Raw genomic sequence first — 19,832 nt, forward strand, 5'->3', positions numbered from 1 at the left:
GCCACCGGGGGCGGGGCGAAAGCCGTACGCGTCAGGCGGTCTTCTTCTTCGCGGGCGTCTTCTTGGCGGCGGTCTTCTTGGCCGGTTCGGCCTTCTTCGCCGCCGTCTTCTTCGCGGGCGCCTTCTTGGCAGTGGTCTTCTTGGCCGGTTCGGCCTTCTTCGCCGGCGCCTTCTTCGCGGCCTTCTTCGCGGAGCGCGCCGACGAGATCGGCGTCGGCTCGGCCCCGCCGCCGGACGGCGCCTCGCCCCGGGCCGCGCGGGCCCGCTCCACCGACGCCTTCAGCGCGGCCATCAGGTCGACGGCGGCGGCCGGTGCCGCCTCTTCCTCCTCCGGCTGCACCACCTCGCGGCCCTCGACCTTCGCGTCGATGACCTCCTGCAACGCGGCCCGGTAGTCGTCGGTGAACGCGTCCGGCTCGAACTCACCGGCCATCGAGTCGATCAGTGAGCTGGCCATGGCCAGCTCGGGCGGGCGTACCTTCAGGTCCTCGTCCAGGAAACCGAAGTCGGGCCGGCGGATCTCGTCCGGCCACAGCATGGTGTTCAGGAGCAGCACGCCCTCGCGGACCCGCAGCGTGGCGAGCTGCTCCCGCTGGCGCAGCGCCACCTTGACGATCGCCACGCGTTCCGAGTCGGACAGCGCGTCGCGCAGCAGCACGTACGGCTTCGTCGCCGAGCCCTCCGGCTCCAGGAAGTACGCCTTGTTGTAGAGGATCGGGTCGACCTGCTCGGCCGGTACGAACTCCAGCACGTCGATCGCGTGCGACGTGCTCAACGGCAGGTCGGCGAAATCCTCGTCGGTGAGGATCACCATCTCGCCGCCGCCGATGTCGTACCCCTTGGCGATGTCGTCGTAGGTGACCTCCTCGCCACAGACCGAGCAGGTGCGCTTGTAGCGGATCCGGCCGCCGTCCTCACGGTGCACCTGGTGGAAACGGATGTCCTTCTCCTCGGTGGCCGAGTAGACCTTCACCCCGATCGACACCAGGCCGAACGACACCGCTCCTTTCCAGATCGCCCGCATTTCGCGCTCCTCTCCCCGGTTGACCACCAGAATCGCAAACGATCGAACGGGACGCACGCGCTTCCGTGCGCAACTACAGTCAGGAGGTGCCCGGCGCGCCGTTGAAGCCGATGCTCGCGACGACCGGGCAGCTCCCGGCCGGCGCCGCCTGGTCGTACGAGTTCAAGTGGGACGGCGTCCGCGCGCTCGCCGACATCTCCCGCGGCGACAGGCACTTCTACGCCCGCTCCGGCGTCGAGATCACCACCGCGTACCCGGAACTGCTCAACCTGGCCGAGCAGGTGGACGATGCGCTGCTCGACGGCGAGGTGGTCCTCTTCACCGACGGGCAGCCCTCGTTCACCGCGCTCGCCGAGCGGATGCACGTCCGCAACCCGGCCAAGGCGGCGCGGCTGGCCGCGACCGTACCCGTCACGTACATGATCTTCGACCTGTTGCGGCTCGACGGAGTCGACCTGACCGCCCGGCCGTGGCGGGAGCGGCGGGCGGCGCTGGAGTCGCTCGGGCTCGGTGCCGCCCGGTGGGCGGTGCCGCCGGTCTTCGGCGACGGCCCGGCCACCTACGCGGCGGCCGGCGAGCACGGACTGGAGGGGGTGATGGCCAAGCGGGTCGACTCGCTCTACCGGCCCGGCGTGCGCTCGCCGGACTGGGTGAAGGTCAAGCTGGAGGTCACCGCCGACTTCGTGGTCGGCGGCTGGCGACCCGGCGCGCGGCGCGTCGGTGGCCTGCTGGTCGGCGTGCCCGGCCCGGACGGGCGGCTCGTCTACCGGGGTCGGGTCGGCGGCGGGATCGGCGCGGCCATCGAACGGGAACTGCTGCGCGAGCTGGAACCGCTGCGCGCCACCGACTCGCCGTTCGCGGCCGGCGTGCCGCGCGAGGATGCCCGGGGCGCGATCTGGGTAACTCCCCGGATCGTGGTGGAGGTCAAGTACGGCCAGCGCACGCCGGACGGCCGGCTGCGCTTCCCGCGCATCCTGCGCCTGCGCCCGGACAAGCCGCCCGAGGAGGTCGACGATGCCGTCTGACCGGCTCAAGGTCGAGGTCGAGGGGCGCTCGCTGGAGCTGTCCAACCTGGACAAGGTGCTGTTCCCGAAGGCCGGCTTCACCAAGGGCGAGGTGATCGACTACTACACCCGGATCGCCCCGGTGTTGCTGCCGCACCTGAGCGATCGGGCGCTGACCCGGATCCGGTTCCCCAACGGCGTCGACGGCGGCTCGTTCTTCGAGAAGAACGCACCCGCCGCGACCCCCGGTTGGGTACGCACCGAGAACCTGCCCGCCCCCGGGTCGACGAAGGGGCGGGAGACCATCGACTACGTGGTCTGCGACGAGCTGCCCACGCTGGTGTGGCTGGCGAATCTCGCCGCGCTGGAGCTGCACACTCCGCAGTGGAAGATCGGCGCGCACCCGGACATGATGGTCGTCGACCTGGACCCGGGCGCCCCGGCCGCGCTCAAGCAGTGCTGCCAGGTGGCGCTGCTGATGCGCGACCGGCTGGCTTCCGACGGCGTCGAGGCGTACCCGAAGACGTCGGGAAAGAAGGGCATGCAGCTCTGCTGCCCGATCGCCGGCACGCAGGACGCCGATTCCGTCTCCGACTACGCCAAGCGGATCGCGCAGGAGCTGGAGCAGGCACACCCGAAGCTGATCGTGTCGAAGATGGCGAAGAACCTGCGCCCCGGCAAGGTCTTCATCGACTGGAGCCAGAACAACGCGGCGAAGACGACAGTGGCGCCGTACTCGCTGCGGGCCCAGCCGGTGCCCTCGGTGTCCACGCCGCTGACCTGGGACGAGGTGGAGGCCGGGGCGGCGGGGAAGCGGCCGTCGACGCGGCCGTACACCGCCGGCGAGGTGCTCAAGCGGGTGGAGAAGCAGGGCGACCTGCTGGCGCCGCTGCTCGACGGCGGTCCCGAACTGCCGTGACCCGTCACCACGCGCCGCCCACCAGCAGCAGCACGATCACGCTGATCGCCACGTCACCCACCAGCGCCGCCGCCGGGCTCGCCGGGGCATAGGTCGGCACGGTGTACGCGAGCGCCGCCGCGACGACCAGGCCTGCCGAACCGGTGGCGAGCACGTGCCGCTGCCCCCAGCCGGGCCGCCGGGACCAGCGCGTCAGCAGGACGGCGGCGATCCCGGCGAGTGCGAGGGCGAGCACCACTCCCGGCCAGCCCGGGGCGATCGTCGATCCCACGTACGCCACCGCCACGACCAGCGCGGGCCAGAGCGGCCGGGGCGGGCCGGCTTCGGTGTGCGGTCGGCCTCCGGGCGTCGGCCCGGTGGACGTCGGCCCGGGCGTCGGTGCGGCGGGCGGTGGCCCGGCGTGCCGGCGGCGGAGCAGGGCGGCGGTGATGAGGACCAGTGCCACGCCGGCGGCGACCGCCAACTGGACCGGCGAGGCCAGGAAGTTCTTGCGGCCACCGTCGTCGGCGAACACCAGCAGGCTGCCGCCGAGCCAGAGCAGCGCCGACGCGGTCAGCCCCGGCCGGCCCAGCCAGGTCCGCGCCCGGCGGCCCGCACCGAGGTACGACTCGACGAGCGCGATCGGCGCGCAGATGGTCAGCACCACGTGGTTGCCCACGTAGTCGACCGCCTGCCGCGCGCTGAACCCGAGGCTGGGCACCAGCGTGGCCTCCGCCGCGGCCCGGGTGCCGGCGAACTCGGTGTCGTCGAGGAAGCCGGGGTTGAACAGCGACTGGTCGACCAGGCCGGCCTGGATCACGCCGAACGCGGCGGCGAGCAGCGCGATCCCCGGCCAGCCGAGCCCGAGCCGCCGGGCCGTCTCGCGGATCAGCAGCGCGGCCCCGCCGTACATCGGGGCGAGCACGAGCACCACGAACGGCATGCCGGTGAGGGTGAAGCCGCCCCAGGAGCACTCGGCGGTCCACGGGGCGAGCAGCAGCAGCGCGATCGCCGGCACCAGCCGCCGGCGCGGGGGTTCGGTCGTCATGCCCGCACCGTCCCGCAGCCACCCGGCCCTTCGATACGGCCGTCGGACGACCGGGCCCGCGACCGAAGTCGACGGTGGCGGGCCGGTGGGCCCGGCTAGAGCGCGAACAGCAGAGCGGCGTCGAGGAGGACGACCACCGCGGTGGCGAAGTGGATGCCGAAGGCGGTCGCCCGGGAGCCGCCGTGCCGCAGCACGACGAGGGTGTCGCCCAGCGGAGCGAGTGCGACCACGAGCATGAACCACGCGACGGCGTCGGCGCTGGTGAAGGCGATCAGCGCGAGGCCGACCAGGCCGTAGGTGAGATCACGCAGCCCTTTGATCGTGAGGTACGCCGGATCTCCCGTCCCCTCCGCGGCCGGGACGCCGTAGCCGGCGGCTGCGGCCTGGGGAGTCAGGAGGAAGCGTGCGCCGATCAGGACGATGAAGAGGCTGAGGACGACGGCGAGCCCGTAGGCGATGGGGGTGAGCATGTCGGCTCCATTTTCTAGCAGTGCTAGGGATTAGAGCGAAGCTAGCAGATCATTGATAGATTGGCTAGCGGTGCTAGAGTGCTGGTCATGTCGATTCGGGCCCGCCGGGAGCGGGAGCGGGCGGACCGCGAACGGGCGATCATCACCGCCGCCCGGGACCTCGCCGAGTCGGAGGGCTGGGACGCGGTCACCACCCGCCGCCTCGCCGCCGAGATCGAGTACAGCCAGCCCGTCCTCTACAGCCACTTCAAGGGCAAGGACGCCATCATGGCGGCCGTCGCCCTGGAGGGCTGCGCCGAACTGGCAGTCGAACTCGCCGCCGCCCGGGCCGCCGCCACCGACCCGCGGGCCGGGGTGGCCGCCATCGCCACGGCGTACGCCGCGTTCGCCGAACGCCGGCCTGCGCTCTACGACGCGATCTTCACCCTCCCCGTCGCCCTCTCCTTCGCCAGCCAGGACACGCCGGTCGAGCTGGTCCGGGCCTTCGCCGAACTGGCCGAGACGCTGCGCCCGTTCGCCGGCGACGACGACCTCGAGACGTTCACCGAGACGTTCTGGAGCGGGCTGCACGGCCAGGTCACGCTGATGCGCGGCGGCCGTCTGCGGCGCGACGAACACGCGCGGCGGCTGGCTCTCCTGGTCGACCGGTTCACCCGGCTAGGGTGAGCTGACCGTCAGGGAGGAGCGCATCCGATGGCCACCCGCACACCCGCCACCATCGCGTCCGACGAGCCGATGCTGACCTACCTCGACGACGCCACGGGCGAGCGCACCGAGCTGACCGGGCCGCAGCTGGGCCAGTGGGCGGCCCGCAGCGCCGGGCTGCTGCGCGACGCATGCGGGCTGCGTCCCGGCGACCGGGTGGCGGTGCTGCTGCCGCCGCACTGGCGTACCGCGGCCGTCCTCATCGGGGCCTGGTCGATCGGGCTCACGGTGTCATTCCGTCCCCGTGCGCTGGCCGGGCTGCCGGTCCTCGAACCCGGCGCGGACCGGCCGTACGACGCGGTGTTCGTGACCCCGGAACGCCTCGACGACTGGCTGGAGGACGTGCCCGAGGGGACGCACCGGTACCTGGTGGGCACCGGGCCGGGGCAGCTGGCCGAGGTGCCACCGGGCTGGCTGGACTGGTCGGCCGAGGTGCTGCGGCACCCCACCGACCCGCCGGACTACGTCGCCGTCGACCCGGCTGGCCCGGCCACGCCCGACGGCACCAGCTTCGGCGCGTGGCGCCGTCTGGCCGCCGAGATCGCCACCCAGATGAACCTGCACCAAGGTGATCGCCTCGTGATCGACCCGACCGAGGACGAGCAGCCCCTGAAGTGGCTGCTGGCCCCCCTCTCGGCAGGCGCCACGATCCTGGTCCACGCCACCCCCACCCCCTAGCCCTTAGCCCCGCCCTCCCCGCCCGCGCCGCGCCTACCGCCCTCGCTCTCGCTCTCGCTCTCGTCGATCTTGCGGTTTCGGCCCTCCTGATGCCCGGGTTGCGACTTTTGTCAGGGCAGCAACTGCATGATCAACGGGGTGATGGGGCTGCTTCCGTCGATCTTGGAGTTGTGGCGCCCAGATGGTCGGATTAGCGGTATTCGTGAGGTGCCACAACTCCAAGATCGCGGAGGGTGCTTCCAAGATCTCGGCGGATCCCGGTCCGTGGGGCGTCTGTCTCAAGGTGGGTGGCCCGGAGGGCCGGGGTGGATGGGGAAAGTGGTTGACCTCGGGGGGAGTGGTGGGGCCTACTGCGTCGGTGTGCTGGACCGTGGGGGTCGGGCGGGGTGGCGGGAGCGGGCGTGGACGGGACGGATGCGTTGGTCTGGCGGGAGTTCGGCGAGGACGACCTGCTCGCCCTGACCGGCCTGGCGCAGGCGTGCCTCGCCACTGACGGCGGGCTGCCGCTGTTCGGGCGTACCCCGTTGGCGCGGGCGCGACTGCTGCAGACGCGTACCCACGGCGCCTGGTCCGGCGGCGACCTGGTCGCGGCCGTCGGGGTCGGCACCGGGCGGACGCCGGCCACCGCCACCGGCCTGGTGCACCCGGCGTGGCGCGGGCGTGGGCTCGGCGGCGCGCTGCTGGACTGGGCGGAGAAGCAGGCGGGCGACGCGGGCCTGCTGGTCACCACGGAGACGTGGACCGCGGGCGGGGAGGAGTTGTTCGCGGCGCGCGGGTACACGCGGACGTTCCTGGAGTGGGTGCTGCGCCACGACCTCGACGTGCTGCCCGAGGTCGCCGCGCCGGACGGCGTGACTGCGGAGCCTGCGACGCCGGGGGCGGAGCTGTTCGCCACCTACCGCGCGTCGTTCGCCGACCGGCCCGGATTCGTGGAGCCGGAGGCGGACGAGTGGCTGGGCGACCTGCGCGACGACGAGGACTTCCGGCCGGAGCTGACGCTGCTCGCACGCGGCCCGGACGGCGCGGCGGCCGGCTTCGTCACAGTGCTCGACAACTGGATCGACCAGGTCGGCGTGGTGCCCGGGTGGCGCGGGCGACGGGTCGGCGCGTACCTGGTGGCGCGCGTGCTGCGCGGCCTCGCCGACGCGGGTGCGGACGCCGGGTGGCTCTGCGTCAACGACGACAACCCGGCCGCCGGGCTGTACCGGCGGCTCGGCTTCCGCGACTTCGGCCGCCGCGCCCGTTATCTGCATGGCTGACCCGACGCGGGAGGCGATTCTGCGGGCCCTCGCCGACCTGTGGGCGAACGGCTGCCCGGTGCCCGCGCCCGAGCTCCACGAACGGCTCGCCGACGTCGGTCTGCGCCGCTGGCGCAGCGTCGCCCGCCGGCACCGGGGGCGGCGGCTCGGCCCGGACGACCGGCTGAGAGATCTGGTACGCGGACTGGTCGCCGCGTTCGAGCCGGACCCCAAGCTGGTCGGGCCGCTGGTGCGCGACTACGAGTGCGTGGCGCGCGCCATCGCCGACGCCATGACATCGACCGAGCCGCCGGGGGCTGTTGCGGATGCGCGGTGACGTGGTCTCATGGCGGGACGACGACGTCATCGACCCGCAGCTTTGACAACCCCGCGTCGGTACTCCTTTCATGCCTCTCGAAAGGTGCAACGATGCACAGGAAACCGACGATCCACCTGGCAGTGCTCGTCGCTGCCGCAGCCACCTTCCTGACCGCGGGCGGAGCCCCCGTCGCGGCCACGGCCGCACCCGTGACCGCCTCTCCCGCCGCCGAGTGCGAGCCGGGCGCCGACACGCACAGCGCCGCCCGGGTACGCGAGGGCGCCACCGCCAAGGAGCCCGAGCTCTACTCGACGAACGAGGCCAAGGCGTACGGCGTCATCAAGGACTCACCACGTCTGGCGAACGGCAGCGTCACCGTGCCGACGATCTTCCACATGATCTCGGACCACGAGCTGAGCGCGGCCGAGAAGGCCCGCTGGAACACGCTCATCTCGGCGCAGATGACGGTGCTCAACGACTCGTTCGCGGGTCGTACCGCGGCCGACGCGTCGGACACGCCGTTCCGGTTCTCGCTCGTGGACACCACCTGGACCGTGAACAGCGCCTGGTACACGGTGGTGCCGGGCAAGAACGAGCGGGACATGAAGAAGGCGCTCTACACCGGTGACTCCCGCACCCTCAACGTCTACGCGGCGAACATCGGTGACGGGCTGCTCGGCTGGGCGTACTTCCCGAAGGGCTACAACAACGGCCGCGACTACATCGACGGCGTGGTGATGCTCGACGAGTCGATGCCGGGCGGTACGGCCGGCAAGTACGCGCTCGGCGACACGCTGACGCACGAGGTGGGCCACTGGCTGATGCTGGAGCACACGTTCGCGCACGGCTGCTCCGCGTCCGGCGACTTCGTGGCCGACACGCCGCGTGAGGCGGCGCCGCAGTTCAACTGCCCGATCGGGGCGGACACCTGCACCGCGCCGGGCCTGGACCCGATCCACAACTTCATGGACTACACGCAGGACTCCTGCATGAACATGTTCACCCCGGGCCAGGCCGACCGGATGAGCGACGCCTGGGTCGCGTTCCGCGCCGGCGGCAAGGGCTGACCGCCGGACCGGGCGGGCCGCGCCGATGCGGTCCGCCCGGTCGGATCAGGCCACCCGAATCGGCGTACGCCTCTGTCGTCCCCCTTCGATACCCTCATGCGACTCGACGGCGATGCACGCCGTTGTCCTACGGGGGGAAGGGGCATCGTCGTGCGCGCACGAAGAATGCTCGCCGCGTCACTGGGCATAGTGCTCGGTGCCGGCCTGATCAGCGTCGGCACCGCTCCGGCGCAGGCCTATGAGCACCGGACCACCGGCAAGTCCGGCTGGGCCTACACGGATTCGCAACAGCCGAGGAAGTCGTTCGTCAACACGGACGGGGACGCGCCGGTCGGCGCCTGGACGGACGCGACCGGCACGAAGCACAAGTCCCGGTCCTACTTCACCTTCGACGTCTCGCGCTTCCGCGGGACCGTCATCCACAAGGCGGACCTGGTCGTCGCGGAGCGCTCCGCGGCGGACTGCTCGATCACCCAGCCGGTCGAGCTGTGGCGTACCGACCCGGTCACCGCGACCACGAGCTGGGCGTCGAGCCCCCGCCGTCGCGAGCTGCTCGGCACGGTCCAGGCCGGCGGGGAGGCGGCCTGCCCCGGCTATCTGGCGTGGGACATCATGCCCGCCCTCCAGAAGCTCGCGGATCAGGGCAAGCAGACGCTCACCGTCGAGATCCGGCTGCCGCACGGCTCCGAGGGCAAGCTCTCCCACGGTCGTAAGCTCCGTCCGTTCCCGGTGATCAACAGTGAGGCGAACCACGCGCCGACGGTCGGGCAGATCGGGATCGACTTCCCGGCCTGGGCCTGCGGGACCAAGACCAAGCCGCAGCCGGTGGGCCCGCGCAACCACGGCCTGATGGTGAAGGGCGCGGACGCGGACAGCAACGACGCCAACTACCGGGGGCAGTTCGCAGCATGGCCGGTCGGCCACGAGGACCAGCGCGCCGAGCAGTTCGGATACAGCTACGGCGGTGCCCTCTCGAAGCTCGACTGGGACATGTCGCAGTACCCGCACGGGTCCGTGGTGGCCTGGACCGCCCGCGCCTACGACGATCACGACTTCTCGCCGTGGGCCGAGCCGTGCTACGTCAAGGTTGACGCGCAGCGACCCGCCGCCCCCGTGGTGACCTCGGAGAAGTACCCGAACGACGGCCTGCCGCACGGTGGGTCGGGGGTGCCGGGGACGTTCACGTTCAAGGCCAACGGCTCGCCGGACGTGGTCGGTTACTACTGGGGCCGCTTCGGCGACGCGTACCACTACATCCCCGCGCCGTCGCCCGGCGCCGACGTGACGCTCGAATACACCCCGACCTCGTTCTCCGACTCGCTGAGCGTGCGCAGCGTGGACAGCGCGTCCAACTCGTCCGAGACGGTCCACTACGAGTTCCGGGTGAAGTCGACCGCGCCGCAGGTCGAGGTGACGATGGCCGGCATCGGGCTGCCCAGCAGGCTGGCCGTCTCCACGAACGTGGAGGGGGTCACCGAGTTCGGGTACCGCATCGGCGACGGCGCCGAGACCCGGGTGCCGGTGAACCCCGACGGCCCGACCGAGATCCCGGTGACGTTCGCCGAGGGGGGCCTCGTCAAGGTCGAGGTCCGCAGCTACGCCGGGAGCGAACTCGTCGGCGGGTACACCGAGAACGTATCGGTCCGCGACCTCCCGACCGTGGAGTCGGACGACTTCGACTTCCCCGAGCACGACGGGGTGGTGGACCGTCCCGGCACCTTCACGTTCCGGCCCGGCCGGACCGGTGTGGTGGCGTACGAGTACACGTTCGGTGGTGGCGACCTGCTGCGCGTCGACGCGGCCGCGGACGGCACGGCGGTGCTGCACTGGACGCCCACCGAGGGTGGCTGGCACGTGCTGAACGTCCGGAGCATCAGTGCCGACGGCACGGTCTCGGAGACCCAGGAGCAGCAGTTCAACGTCATCGACACCAAGCCGTACGTCTCCTCCAGCACCTACTACGAGAACGGCGCCTGGGGCGGCGTGGGCATCCCCGGTGAGTTCAACTTCGACACCGGCATGCCCGACGTCGACGCCTACCTCTACCGCCTCAACGACGGGCCGGAGCAGGTCGTCGACCCGGACTACAGCTGGGCGCGGGTGACGCTCACCCCGGACCGTTCCGGCAGCAACACGCTGACGGTGCGTACCCGGTTCCAGAACGGCTCCTTCTCCCCGGCCCGGACGTACACGTTCGAGGTCAGCGACGCGCCGGTGGTGACGTCCGAGGACTACCCGGCGAACGGTGAGGGCGGCCAGCCCGGGCAGACGGGCCGGTTCACCTTCAACCCGGGCCGCTCCGGCGTGACCGAGTACCGCTACGTGCTGGAGTACACCGGCGAGGAGCAGGTGGTGGCCGCCGGCGCGGACGGCCGGGCCACCGTCGAGATCACGCCGACGCACTCCGGCTACACGCTGCTGACTGTCACCAGCCGGACGGCCGACGGCACGGTCAGCCCGGAACGCCGGTACTACTTCCGGGTCCGCGACGCCCGGGTGAACGTGAGCAGCGCGTACGACGAGTACAGCCCGCGTGGCGGGATCGGATCGGTCGGCACGTTCGGGGTCTACACCGAGATCAGCGAGGTGACGACCTTCGAGTACCAGCTCAACGGCGGCGCCTGGCAGAGCGTGCCGAAGAAGCCCGACGCGTTGGCCACGGACATCACGGTGACCATGGACCGCAACGGCGCGAACCTCATCTCGTTCCGGGGCCGTACCGCCGCGGGGGACTACACGCCGCAGACCGACTACCCGTTCCTGGTCGGCACGGCGCCGCTCGTCAGCTCGGGCACCTACCCGGCCGGTCAGTGGTCCGGCGGCATGGGCGTGGCCGGTGAGTTCACCTTCACCCAGGGCAGCCCGGGTGTGACCGAGTTCGAGTACACCGTCGAGGACGGGCAGCCGGTGACCGTGGCCGCGAACGCCGCCGGAGTCGCCACGGCGACCTTCACGCCGACCTCGGCCGGCTCGTACACCATGCGGGTGCGCGGCCGGACCGCCGACGGCGTGTGGACCGACACGACGAGCTACTACTTCCTGGTCAACTACTCCTGACCCGGTGGTGACGGTGGGCCGCCCGGAAGGGGGCGGCCCACCGGTCGCTCAGTCGACTGTGGGCAGCGACGGCCCGAGCACGTCGTCGGCGTCCACGATGGTGTACGCGTACCCCTGCTCGGCCAGGAACCGCTGCCGGTGCGCGGCGTACTCGGTGTCGATGGTGTCCCGCGAGACCACCGTGTAGAAGTGCGCCTGCCGGCCGTCGGCCTTCGGGCGCAGCACCCGGCCCAGCCGTTGCGCCTCCTCCTGCCGGGAGCCGAACGTGCCGGACACCTGGATCGCCACCGCCGCCTCCGGCAGGTCGATGGAGAAGTTGCCGACCTTCGAGAGCACCAGGGTCCGCAACGAGCCGGAGCGGAACGCGTCGAACAGCCGCTCGCGTTCCTTGTTCGTGGTGGAGCCCTGCACGATCGGCGCGTCCAGGTATTCGCCGAGCTGGTGCAACTGGTCGAGGAACCCACCGATGACGAGGACCTGCTCGTCCGGGTGCCGCTCCACGAGGGCCCGCACCACGGGCAGCTTCGTGCGAGCGGTCGCCGCCATCCGGTAGCGCTCCTCCGCCTCCGCCGTCGCGTACGCGAGTCGTTCGGCGTCGGTGAGCGTCACCCGTACCTCGGTGCACTCCGCCGGGGCGATCCAGCCCTGCTGCTCGATGTCCTTCCACGGCGCGTCGTACCGCTTCGGGCCGATCAGGCTGAACACGTCGCCCTCACGGCCGTCCTCGCGTACCAGAGTCGCGGTGAGGCCGAGCCGGCGGCGGGCCTGGAGGTCCGCCGTGAAGCGGAAGATCGGCGCGGGCAGCAGGTGCACCTCGTCGTAGACGACCAGGCCCCAGTCGCGGGCGCCGAACAGGTCCAGGTGGGTGAACGCGCCGCCGCGCCGCGAGGTGAGCACCTGGTACGTGGCGATGGTGACCGGGCGGATCTCCTTGCGCTCGCCCGAGTACTCGCCGATCTCCTCCTCGGTCAGCGAGGTGCGGGCGATCAGCTCCCGCTTCCACTGCCGTCCCGCCACCGTGTTGGTGACCAGGATCAGCGTGGTCGCCTTCGCCTCGGCCATCGCCGCCGCCCCGACGAGGGTCTTGCCGGCGCCGCAGGGCAGCACCACCACGCCGGACCCGCCGGCCCAGAACGCCTCGACCGCTTCCCGCTGGTACGACCGCAGCGTCCACGGCTTGCCGCCGTCGGAGCCGGACTCGGCCAGCTCGATCGGGTGCGCCTCGCCGTCCACGTACCCGGCCAGGTCTTCCGCTGGCCAGCCCAGCTTGAGCAGCGCCTGCTTGAGCCGGCCCCGCTCGGACGGGTGCACCGCGATCGTGTCGTCGTCGATCCTGGCGCCGAGCATGCCGGCGAGCTTCTTGCTCTTGGCGACCTCGATGAGGACCACCCGGTCCAGCGCGCGCAGCACCAGGCCGTGCACCGGGTCGTTGGCGAGCTGGAGCCGGCCGTACCGGTCCATGGTCTCGGCCACGTCGACGAGCAGCCCGTGTGGCACCGGGTAGCGGGAGTACTTGATCAGCGAGTCCACCACGCCCTCGGCGTCGTGGCCTGCGGCCCGGGCGTTCCACAGGCCCAGCGGCGTGAGCCGGTACGTGTGCACGTGCTCGGGGGAGCGCTCCAGCTCGGCGAAGGGCGCGATCGCCATCCGGCACGCCTGCGCGTCGGGGTGATCCACCTCCAGCAGCAGCGTCTTGTCCGACTGCACGATCAGTGGTCCACCGCTCACGCCAGCGTCCTCTCGCATCGCCCGGAACCCGCTGCCCGGAGACTCGTCGCCCGGAACCCGGTCGCCCGGCATCCCGTCCACACCCCGGCTGACCTGCCGCAGGCCGACCATCCAGTGTTGCACGCCGGAGGGCGCCGCAAAAAAGTCTCGCTGGACAGGCAACGTCATACTCGTCCCACACGTCTAGCAAGCGGGACGACTGTCCAGGGAGGGCCCATGCAGCGTGTCCGGTTTCTCGCACGGGCCACCGCTCTGGCGGTGGTCGTGCTGGTCGGTGTCGGCGCCTGCGCGCTCGATCCGCAGGCGGAAGGCGCCGGGGGCAGCACCCCCGGCCCGGTCGGGCTGACGGAGGGAGCATCGGGGGCGAGCGCGTCGCCCACGCCGGAGCAGCCGGTCACGTCCCCGTCGGCGCAGCCGAGCCGGACAACCTCGCCGAAACCCTCCCGGTCGCCCGAGGCGACGAAGACGACGAAGCCCAAGCCGAAGCCGAGCGCGTCCACCGGGTGCCCGCAGGGGGAGCACCAGCGGGCCGTGGAGACGTACCTGACCCGGCTGGGCGGCTTCGGGACGCTGACCGTGGACGGCGAGCAGTCCGCCGCCGACTGCGCCGCGATCAAGAAGTTCCAGATCCGGTACGGCATCAGCCCGTCCTCCGGTCGCGCGGGCCCCACCACGTACGACGTGGCGAAGCGGCTCGCCGCCACCGACACCGCGCGGTGCAAGGCCGGTTCCCGGCTCACCTTCTGCGTCGACCTGACCCGGCAGACGGTCTGGGCGATGCGCGGCGGGAAGGTCGTAATGGGCCCGACGGTCACCCGCACCGGCATGTCCGGCTACGCCACCCCGGCCGGCACGTACTCGGTGGGCCGGAAGAACCCGCGCGAGTGGTCCAACCCGTACGAGGTGTGGCTGCCGTACTGGCAGCAGTTCAACGGCGGGATCGGCTTCCACGAGACCACCACCTACCTGCACAACGGCGCGATCGGGTCGCACGGCTGCGTGAACCTGCTGCACCGCGACGCGGTACGCCTGTGGGAGCTGGGTTCGGTCGGTACCCGCGTGGTCGTGATCGGCCGCCGCCCCGGCACCTGAGCACGCCGGAACTCGTCCTACCCGTGACCGGACCGCCCGGATCAGGGTTTTAACCCCTGTCCGCGCGGTCCGGTTGGTGTAACCCTGGAAGCCGGGTCCATGCCGGGACGGGGAGGGACTGCCATGACCGTTGACCAGGACGTGCTTCCCGAGGACGAACGGACGCGGCAGCAGGAGGTGCCCACGGCGGTCGTGCTCGCCTACGCGGCCGCCGCCGCGGGGGTGTTCGGCTGGTTCCTGTTCGGGCTGCTGGTGCAGCAGCAGGGCTTCGTCGACTCGGTGGGTGAGGCGGCCGGTACCGCGTTCGCGTTGCTGCTGGCCGTGTCGGTGATCGGCACGCTGCGCCGTAACGGGGAGTAGCTCACTCCTCCGGCACGGCCGCGGTGATCCGGTGCAGCGCGAACGTGTGCAGCATCTCCGTCCGGTCGTCCTCGGCGCGCAGGTAGCCGGCGCCGATCGACACCGGCCGGACCAGCCGGGACGCGGTCGCCCCGTGCGCGTCGACGTAGCCGACCCAGACCAGCGCCTTGTCCCGTACCGCCTGCTGGAGCACCGCCAGCGCGTCGCCGTGTCCGGACACGGGCGCGGGACCGCCCGCCGCCGGGGCGCCGCGGACCACCGCCGGGGCCCGCCGCGCCGCCCGGGCCGCCGCCTCGCCCCGGCGGATCTGCTCGACCACGCCGAGCAGGCGGGGCATCGGCAGCTTCGGCGTGGCGAGCGGGTCGACCGCACGACCGATCGCGGTACGCGCCGGCGCCCGCCGGGTCTTCGGGCGTGCCAGCACCGTCGCGCCACCGGCGTCCTCCGGCACCGGGGCGTACCCGGCGTCGCGCAACGCGGTGAGCATCCGGTTGACCTGGTACGGGGTGACCAGCACCGTGGGCGCGAGCCGGCGGAACGCCAGCGGCTCCAGTCGCCGGTCCGCCTGCACCTCGGTGAGCAGCGCCTCGTCGTCGCTGCGCACGTACGCGCCGGCCGGCCCGACGCGCAGGCCGCCGTGCTTGCGGGCCACGTCGTCGACCAGATAGGTGAGGCCCTGCGGCACCGGGGTACGCGACCGGCGGCGGAACAGCGCGTGCAGGTCGTCGGCGGTGTAGCCGGCGTCGAGCGCCCGCCTGATGCTCCCCGTGGTGACCCGGTGCACGCTGGCTCCGCCCGCCGACTCGTGCTCGGCCACCACGTCCAGTTCGGCGGCGAGCGCCGGGTCGGGCGGGCCGGGCACCACCACCGACAGGTCGGCCTGCACCAGCACGTGGTCGACCGGGGCGGGCAGCAGCCCGTCCAGCGCCCGTACCGTCGTCGAGGCGTCGCCCGACTCGACGTCGGAGCGCAACCCGAGCGGGTCGTCACCGCGCTCGTCGGCCTCGGTCAGCTCGGCGAGCAGCAGCCTCCCGTACGAGGTGAGCGCGCCGAGCCCGGTCACGCCCAGCGTGGCGGCCTCGGCGAGCACCTCCCGGTGCGCCGTCTCCCGTCCCCGGGCCCGCCGGGGCGCGCGCCAGTCCAGCAGTTCCAGCACCTCGTCCGGCGTCGGCGCGGTGCCGGGTGCCAGGTCGGCCAGCACGGCGAGCACCGCACGCCGGGCGGCCGGCGCGCCGGCTCGTTCCGCCTCGGCGGAGAGCACCGAGATGGGCCGGTCCCGGTCGTCGCGCTGCCCGATCAGGCCGGCCTGGCGGGGCATCGACATCCAGGCGCGGGCGAGCTGCTCCCAGCGCTGGGCCAGCGACACCGCGCGCCACACCTCGTACCCGCCGGTGGGCAGGATCTGCTGGTCACCGCCGTACCGGGTGGTGGCAGCGCCGGTCAGCTCCATCTCGCCGGTCAGCCCGGCCGCGTACGCCACCTCGAACAGCAGCGCGGTGGTCGGCTCGTCCAGCCCGATGCCACGGGCGAGCCGCCGCAGGTCGCGGACGCCGACGCCGCCGGAGCGCAGCACCGGTGCCGGTTCCGCGGTCAGCGCCTCCAGCATCGCCTCGGTGTACCGGACCACCTCCATGGTCTGCCCGGCCCCGGCCGAGTCGACGGACTTGACCTCGCGGGGCGGGCCGGACACCACCGGCGGGCTGGTGCGCAGCGGGCCGAGCGGACCGGCGTCACGGCGCAGCACCAGCCCCACCTCGCGGGGCAGCTCGACGGTGCCGTTGCGGCCGCCGGACATCCGGACCAGCAGCCGGTGCTCGACCAGCCAGCGGATCGGCGAGCCGGTCGGCGCGCCGCCGTTCACCAGGTCGGGCGGCAGCACGTCCTCGGCGCCGGTGGCGGGGGCGTCCAGCGCGCCGGGCGCCACGGTCCCGACCGGCGGCCCGGCGGCGAGCCGGTCCAGGACCGCGCGGGCCGAGGGCGGCGCGGACAGCAGTGTCCGCCGCAACTTCGCCGGGTCCGCGCAGAGCGCCGCCGCGCGCGGATCCAGCTCCGCCGCCGGCCGGCCCAGGCCCGCCGGGTACGGGGACACCTCGTCGATGCCGCCGGCCACGCACAGGTCGTGCTCGGGGCCGTACAGCAGGAACCGGGCCCGGAGCCGGTCGACGGCGGCGCGGACCGCCGTCGGCGCGGGCGGGTGCGGCCCGGCGGTGGCCAGGGCGAGGATCTGGTCGATGGAGGTGGCGCCCTCGGGGCCGCGGGTGAGCCGGGCGGCGTCGAGGATCTGGAGGGTGAACTGGTCCAGCCCGTCGAGCGCCCGGGCCACGGAGACCCGGGACTGGGCGCGCAGGGCGAGGGCGGACACGTCGGCCGGCACCGGCACGACGAGGTCCGGCCGCAGTTGGAGCAGCGCGGCGAGGGAGTCGTCGGGGAGGGCCCGCAGGTGGTCGGCGAGTGAGGTGGTCATCGTCGTACCACGCTAGCCCGCTGGGTAGGTTCTCGGCATGTCTCCGCTGATGGTCGGCTTCGACCTCGACATGACACTGGTCGACTCCCGGCCCGGGATCGCCGCCGCCTTCCGGGCGCTCACCGCGCGTACGGGCGTGCACGTAGACGGGGAACTGGCCGTCTCCCGGCTGGGCCCGCCGCTGCGGACCGAGCTGGCGCACTGGTTCCCGCCGGAGCGCGTCGAGGAGGCTGTGACGCTCTACCGGGAGCTGTATCCGGCGTACGCGATCACCCCGACGGTGCCGATGCCCGGTGCGGAGGCCGCGCTGCGCGCGGTGCAGGCGCGCGGTGGCCGGACGATGGTGGTGACCGCGAAGATGGGCCGGCTGGCGAAGCTGCACCTGGACCACCTCGGGCTACCGGCGGACGAGCTGGCCGGGGACGTGTTCGCCGAGCAGAAGGCGGTCGCGTTGCGCGAGCACGGGGCGACGCTCTACGTGGGCGATCACGTGGCCGACATGGCCGCCGCGCGAGCCGCGGGAATCCCGGGCGTGGCAGTGGCGACCGGCCCGTGCTCGGCCGACGAACTGACCGAGGCCGGGGCGTACCTGGTGCTTGATGATCTCGTCGAATTCCCGAGGGCGCTGGACCGGATCATCGGGCTAGCCTTGGAGGGGTAGACGGTTCGAGTGGAGCGGGGTTCAACAGGTGCCGACGGGTCGAGTGAAGTGGTACGACGCCGCCAAGGGGTACGGGTTCGTCACCAGTGACGAGGGTGGCGACGTGTTCCTGCCGAAGGGCGCGCTACCGGCGGGTGTCGCCGACCTGAAGGGTGGCCAGCGGGTCGATTTCAGCGTGGTGGACAGCCGGCGGGGCGCCCAGGCGATGGGGGTCAAGCTGCTGGAGGCACCGCCGTCCGTGGCGGAGCTGCGCCGCCGGCCGGCCGAGGAACTGCACGGCCTGGTGGAAGACATGATCAAGGTGCTGGAGGCGAAGGTCCAGCCGGACCTGCGCCGGGGTCGCTTCCCGGATCGGAAGACCTCCCAGAAGATCGCTCAGCTGGTCCACGCGGTGGCACGCGAGCTGGAGGTCTGAGGGACGAGCCCGGCGTCGGCGGCCCGGCCCAGCAGCGCCTCCACGGCGGCGAAGCCGGCCTCTCCCAGGTCGGCGGTGAACTCGTTGACGTAGAGGCCGATGTGCCGGTCCACCACGTCGGGCTCCATCTCCTGCGCGTGCGCGAGCACGTACTCGCGGCTCGCCGCCGGGTCGGCCCACGCCTGGCGTACCGACTCGCGGATCCAGGCGGCGGCCTCGACCGGGTCGACGGCGCCCCGGCGGGCCAGGATCGCGCCGAGCGGGATCGGCAGCCCGGTGTCGCCCTCCCACCATTCGCCCAGGTCGACCAGGGCGGTCAGCCCGTGCCGCGGGTAGGTGAAGCGCGCCTCGTGGATGACCAGGCCCGCGTCGTACCGGCCGGCGGCCACGCCCGGCATGATCTCGTGGAACGGCACCACCTCGATGCGCGCCGGGGCCTGGCCGGCCGCCCACAGCCGGAACAGCAGGTACGCGGTGGTCCGCTCGCCGGGCACCGCCACCGTCGCGCCGGACAGGTCGGTCCGGTCGCCACGGGTCAGCACCAGCGGGCCGCAGCCCCGGCCCAGCGCGCCGCCGCAGGGCAGCAGGTGGTAGTCGTCGAGCAGCCACGGCAGCGCCGCGTAGCTGACCTTCACCAGGTCGAACGCGCCCCGCTCGGCGGCGGTGTTGGTGACGTCGACGTCCGCGTAGGTCACCTCGACCGCCGGCGCGCTCGGCACCCGGCCGTGTACGAGGGCGTCGAAGACGAACGTGTCGTTGGGGCAGGGGGAGATCGCCAGGGAGAGCGCCACGGTCCCACCGTAACCCCGGCGGCCGGGCGGCCCGTCACCCCGTCCGGTGTGACGTCCAGCCGGTCCGGTGCAGCCGCTCGATGCCGTCGAGCAGCAGGTCCAGCGCGAACTCGAACTCGAACTGGTCGTCGCAGCCCGGCCCGACCACCGAGTCGTCGTCGTGGGACGCGGCGGTGGCGATGGCGGCGAGGTGCGGGAACCGGGCGGCCACCTCCGGTGGCAGATCGGCCGGCACCTCGGGCACCGTCGCGCCGGATCGCCCGGCCTGCCGGGAGGTGTCGAACAGTTCCTGGCTGAAGCCCAGCACGCGGCTGCCCAGCGCGTGCATGACGTGGTGGGCCAGGTCGGTGGAGAACCCGCCCGCCCGCAGCGCGCCCACTGTCGAGTCGAGGTACGCCAGGACGGCCGGCGTGGGCGTGGTCCGGGACTCGATCGCCAGCGACGCCCACGGGTGGCGGAGCAGCATCTGCCGCGCCGACAGGATCCGCCGGCGGATCGCCTGCTTCCAGTCGCCGGTCGTCGGCGGTTCGATCTCCGCGACGACGATGTCGATCATGCCGTCGAGCAGTTCGTCCTTGTTCGCCACGTGCTTGTAGAGGGCCATCGGCACGACGCCCAGATCCTGCGCGAGGTTGCGCATGCTCAGCGACTCGATGCCGGTCCGGTCGGCGAGCACGACTGCGGTACGCAGGACGCGATCCCTGGTCAGGGGTGCCCTTCGCGTCGTCTCCGTCTGCTCCGCCATGTCGTCCCCAGTCCTCCCGAAGGCCGTTGACACAGTAACCGCCTTGACTGGTGTACGGCGTACACCTA

Annotated in this window: 19 protein-coding genes; 12 read left to right on the forward strand and 7 right to left on the reverse strand. The window is 72.5% G+C overall.

Going from position 1 to position 19,832, the window contains the following annotated elements; genetic code table 11:
* Window positions 1–31: 31 nt before the first annotated feature.
* Window positions 32–1,024 carry a Ku protein gene (locus NMK34_RS02475; RefSeq protein ID WP_013473609.1) on the reverse strand — a complete coding sequence of 331 codons (993 nt, stop codon included), beginning with the start codon at window positions 1,022–1,024 and terminating at the stop codon, window positions 32–34.
* Between the two features lie 86 nt (window positions 1,025–1,110).
* Here NMK34_RS02475 and ligD (NMK34_RS02480) point away from each other — a divergent pair, with 86 nt between their 5' ends.
* Window positions 1,111–2,049: a non-homologous end-joining DNA ligase gene (ligD, locus tag NMK34_RS02480; protein WP_318336256.1), complete on the forward strand. Its 939-nt coding sequence runs from the start codon at window positions 1,111–1,113 to the stop codon at window positions 2,047–2,049.
* The gene (gene ligD, locus NMK34_RS02485) at window positions 2,039–2,947 is read left to right on the forward strand and encodes a non-homologous end-joining DNA ligase (protein ID WP_318332042.1); all 909 of its coding nucleotides are present in this window, start codon (window positions 2,039–2,041) and stop codon (window positions 2,945–2,947) included. The genes ligD (NMK34_RS02480) and ligD (NMK34_RS02485) overlap by 11 nt, the downstream gene beginning before the upstream one ends.
* Before the next feature lie 4 nt (window positions 2,948–2,951).
* Here ligD (NMK34_RS02485) and NMK34_RS02490 read toward each other — a convergent pair whose 3' ends face one another.
* Together NMK34_RS02490 and NMK34_RS02495 are read right to left on the reverse strand one after the other, a co-directional pair.
* Window positions 2,952–3,974, reverse strand: coding sequence for a hypothetical protein (locus NMK34_RS02490; RefSeq protein WP_318332043.1), 1,023 nt, complete (start codon window positions 3,972–3,974; stop codon window positions 2,952–2,954).
* Window positions 3,975–4,069: 95 nt separating this feature from the next.
* Entirely contained in the window at window positions 4,070–4,444 is a 375-nt protein-coding gene (locus tag NMK34_RS02495) for a DUF4267 domain-containing protein (RefSeq protein ID WP_318332044.1), read from the reverse strand.
* Between the two features lie 87 nt (window positions 4,445–4,531).
* Between NMK34_RS02495 and NMK34_RS02500 the strand changes: the two genes are divergently transcribed.
* The 6 genes from NMK34_RS02500 (at window position 4,532) to NMK34_RS02525 (ending at window position 11,508) form a co-directional block, all read left to right on the forward strand.
* A complete protein-coding gene (locus tag NMK34_RS02500) occupies window positions 4,532–5,110 on the forward strand; it encodes a TetR/AcrR family transcriptional regulator (protein WP_318332045.1) in 579 nt (192 codons plus the stop codon).
* A 27-nt stretch (window positions 5,111–5,137) separates the two neighbouring features.
* Window positions 5,138–5,827, forward strand: coding sequence for a TIGR03089 family protein (locus NMK34_RS02505; RefSeq protein WP_318332046.1), 690 nt, complete (start codon window positions 5,138–5,140; stop codon window positions 5,825–5,827).
* A 401-nt stretch (window positions 5,828–6,228) separates the two neighbouring features.
* Window positions 6,229–7,086 (forward strand): GNAT family N-acetyltransferase, encoded by an 858-nt coding sequence (locus tag NMK34_RS02510; RefSeq protein WP_318332047.1) that lies wholly within the window; start codon window positions 6,229–6,231, stop codon window positions 7,084–7,086.
* Entirely contained in the window at window positions 7,079–7,402 is a 324-nt protein-coding gene (locus NMK34_RS02515; RefSeq protein ID WP_318332048.1) for a hypothetical protein, read from the forward strand. Before NMK34_RS02510 ends, NMK34_RS02515 begins: the two co-directional genes overlap by 8 nt.
* Window positions 7,403–7,494: 92 nt before the next feature.
* Window positions 7,495–8,451, forward strand: coding sequence for a zinc metalloprotease (locus NMK34_RS02520; RefSeq protein ID WP_318332049.1), 957 nt, complete (start codon window positions 7,495–7,497; stop codon window positions 8,449–8,451).
* 150 nt (window positions 8,452–8,601) lie between these two features.
* Window positions 8,602–11,508: a hypothetical protein gene (locus NMK34_RS02525; RefSeq protein ID WP_318332050.1), complete on the forward strand. Its 2,907-nt coding sequence runs from the start codon at window positions 8,602–8,604 to the stop codon at window positions 11,506–11,508.
* A gap of 48 nt (window positions 11,509–11,556) precedes the next feature.
* Here NMK34_RS02525 and NMK34_RS02530 read toward each other — a convergent pair whose 3' ends face one another.
* Window positions 11,557–13,236, reverse strand: coding sequence for a DNA repair helicase XPB (locus tag NMK34_RS02530; RefSeq protein WP_318332051.1), 1,680 nt, complete (start codon window positions 13,234–13,236; stop codon window positions 11,557–11,559).
* Between the two features lie 216 nt (window positions 13,237–13,452).
* Between NMK34_RS02530 and NMK34_RS02535 the strand changes: the two genes are divergently transcribed.
* Both NMK34_RS02535 and NMK34_RS02540 read left to right on the forward strand, forming a co-directional pair.
* On the forward strand, window positions 13,453–14,328 hold the full coding sequence (locus tag NMK34_RS02535; protein WP_318332052.1) for a L,D-transpeptidase family protein: 876 nt from the start codon (window positions 13,453–13,455) through the stop codon (window positions 14,326–14,328).
* Between the two features lie 123 nt (window positions 14,329–14,451).
* Entirely contained in the window at window positions 14,452–14,688 is a 237-nt protein-coding gene (locus tag NMK34_RS02540) for a hypothetical protein (protein WP_262015385.1), read from the forward strand.
* A 1-nt stretch (window position 14,689) separates the two neighbouring features.
* Here the strand turns inward: NMK34_RS02540 and NMK34_RS02545 are convergent, their stop codons facing one another.
* On the reverse strand, window positions 14,690–17,152 hold the full coding sequence (locus NMK34_RS02545) for a helicase-associated domain-containing protein (protein ID WP_318332053.1): 2,463 nt from the start codon (window positions 17,150–17,152) through the stop codon (window positions 14,690–14,692).
* Between the two features lie 37 nt (window positions 17,153–17,189).
* Between NMK34_RS02545 and NMK34_RS02550 the strand changes: the two genes are divergently transcribed.
* Together NMK34_RS02550 and NMK34_RS02555 are read left to right on the forward strand one after the other, a co-directional pair.
* On the forward strand, window positions 17,190–17,813 hold the full coding sequence (locus NMK34_RS02550) for an HAD family hydrolase (protein ID WP_318332054.1): 624 nt from the start codon (window positions 17,190–17,192) through the stop codon (window positions 17,811–17,813).
* 28 nt (window positions 17,814–17,841) lie between these two features.
* Window positions 17,842–18,228: a cold-shock protein gene (locus tag NMK34_RS02555; RefSeq protein ID WP_030503574.1), complete on the forward strand. Its 387-nt coding sequence runs from the start codon at window positions 17,842–17,844 to the stop codon at window positions 18,226–18,228.
* Here NMK34_RS02555 and NMK34_RS02560 read toward each other — a convergent pair.
* A complete protein-coding gene (locus tag NMK34_RS02560; protein ID WP_318332055.1) occupies window positions 18,189–19,019 on the reverse strand; it encodes a 1,4-dihydroxy-6-naphthoate synthase in 831 nt (276 codons plus the stop codon). The genes NMK34_RS02555 and NMK34_RS02560 overlap by 40 nt on opposite strands.
* 34 nt (window positions 19,020–19,053) lie before the next feature.
* On the reverse strand, window positions 19,054–19,764 hold the full coding sequence (locus tag NMK34_RS02565) for a TetR/AcrR family transcriptional regulator (protein WP_318332056.1): 711 nt from the start codon (window positions 19,762–19,764) through the stop codon (window positions 19,054–19,056).
* Between the last annotated feature and the right edge of the window lie 68 nt (window positions 19,765–19,832).

This window comes from Micromonospora sp. BRA006-A, assembly GCF_033433935.1.
In the GTDB taxonomy this organism is placed as follows: Bacteria; Actinomycetota; Actinomycetes; order Mycobacteriales; family Micromonosporaceae; genus Micromonospora; species Micromonospora aurantiaca.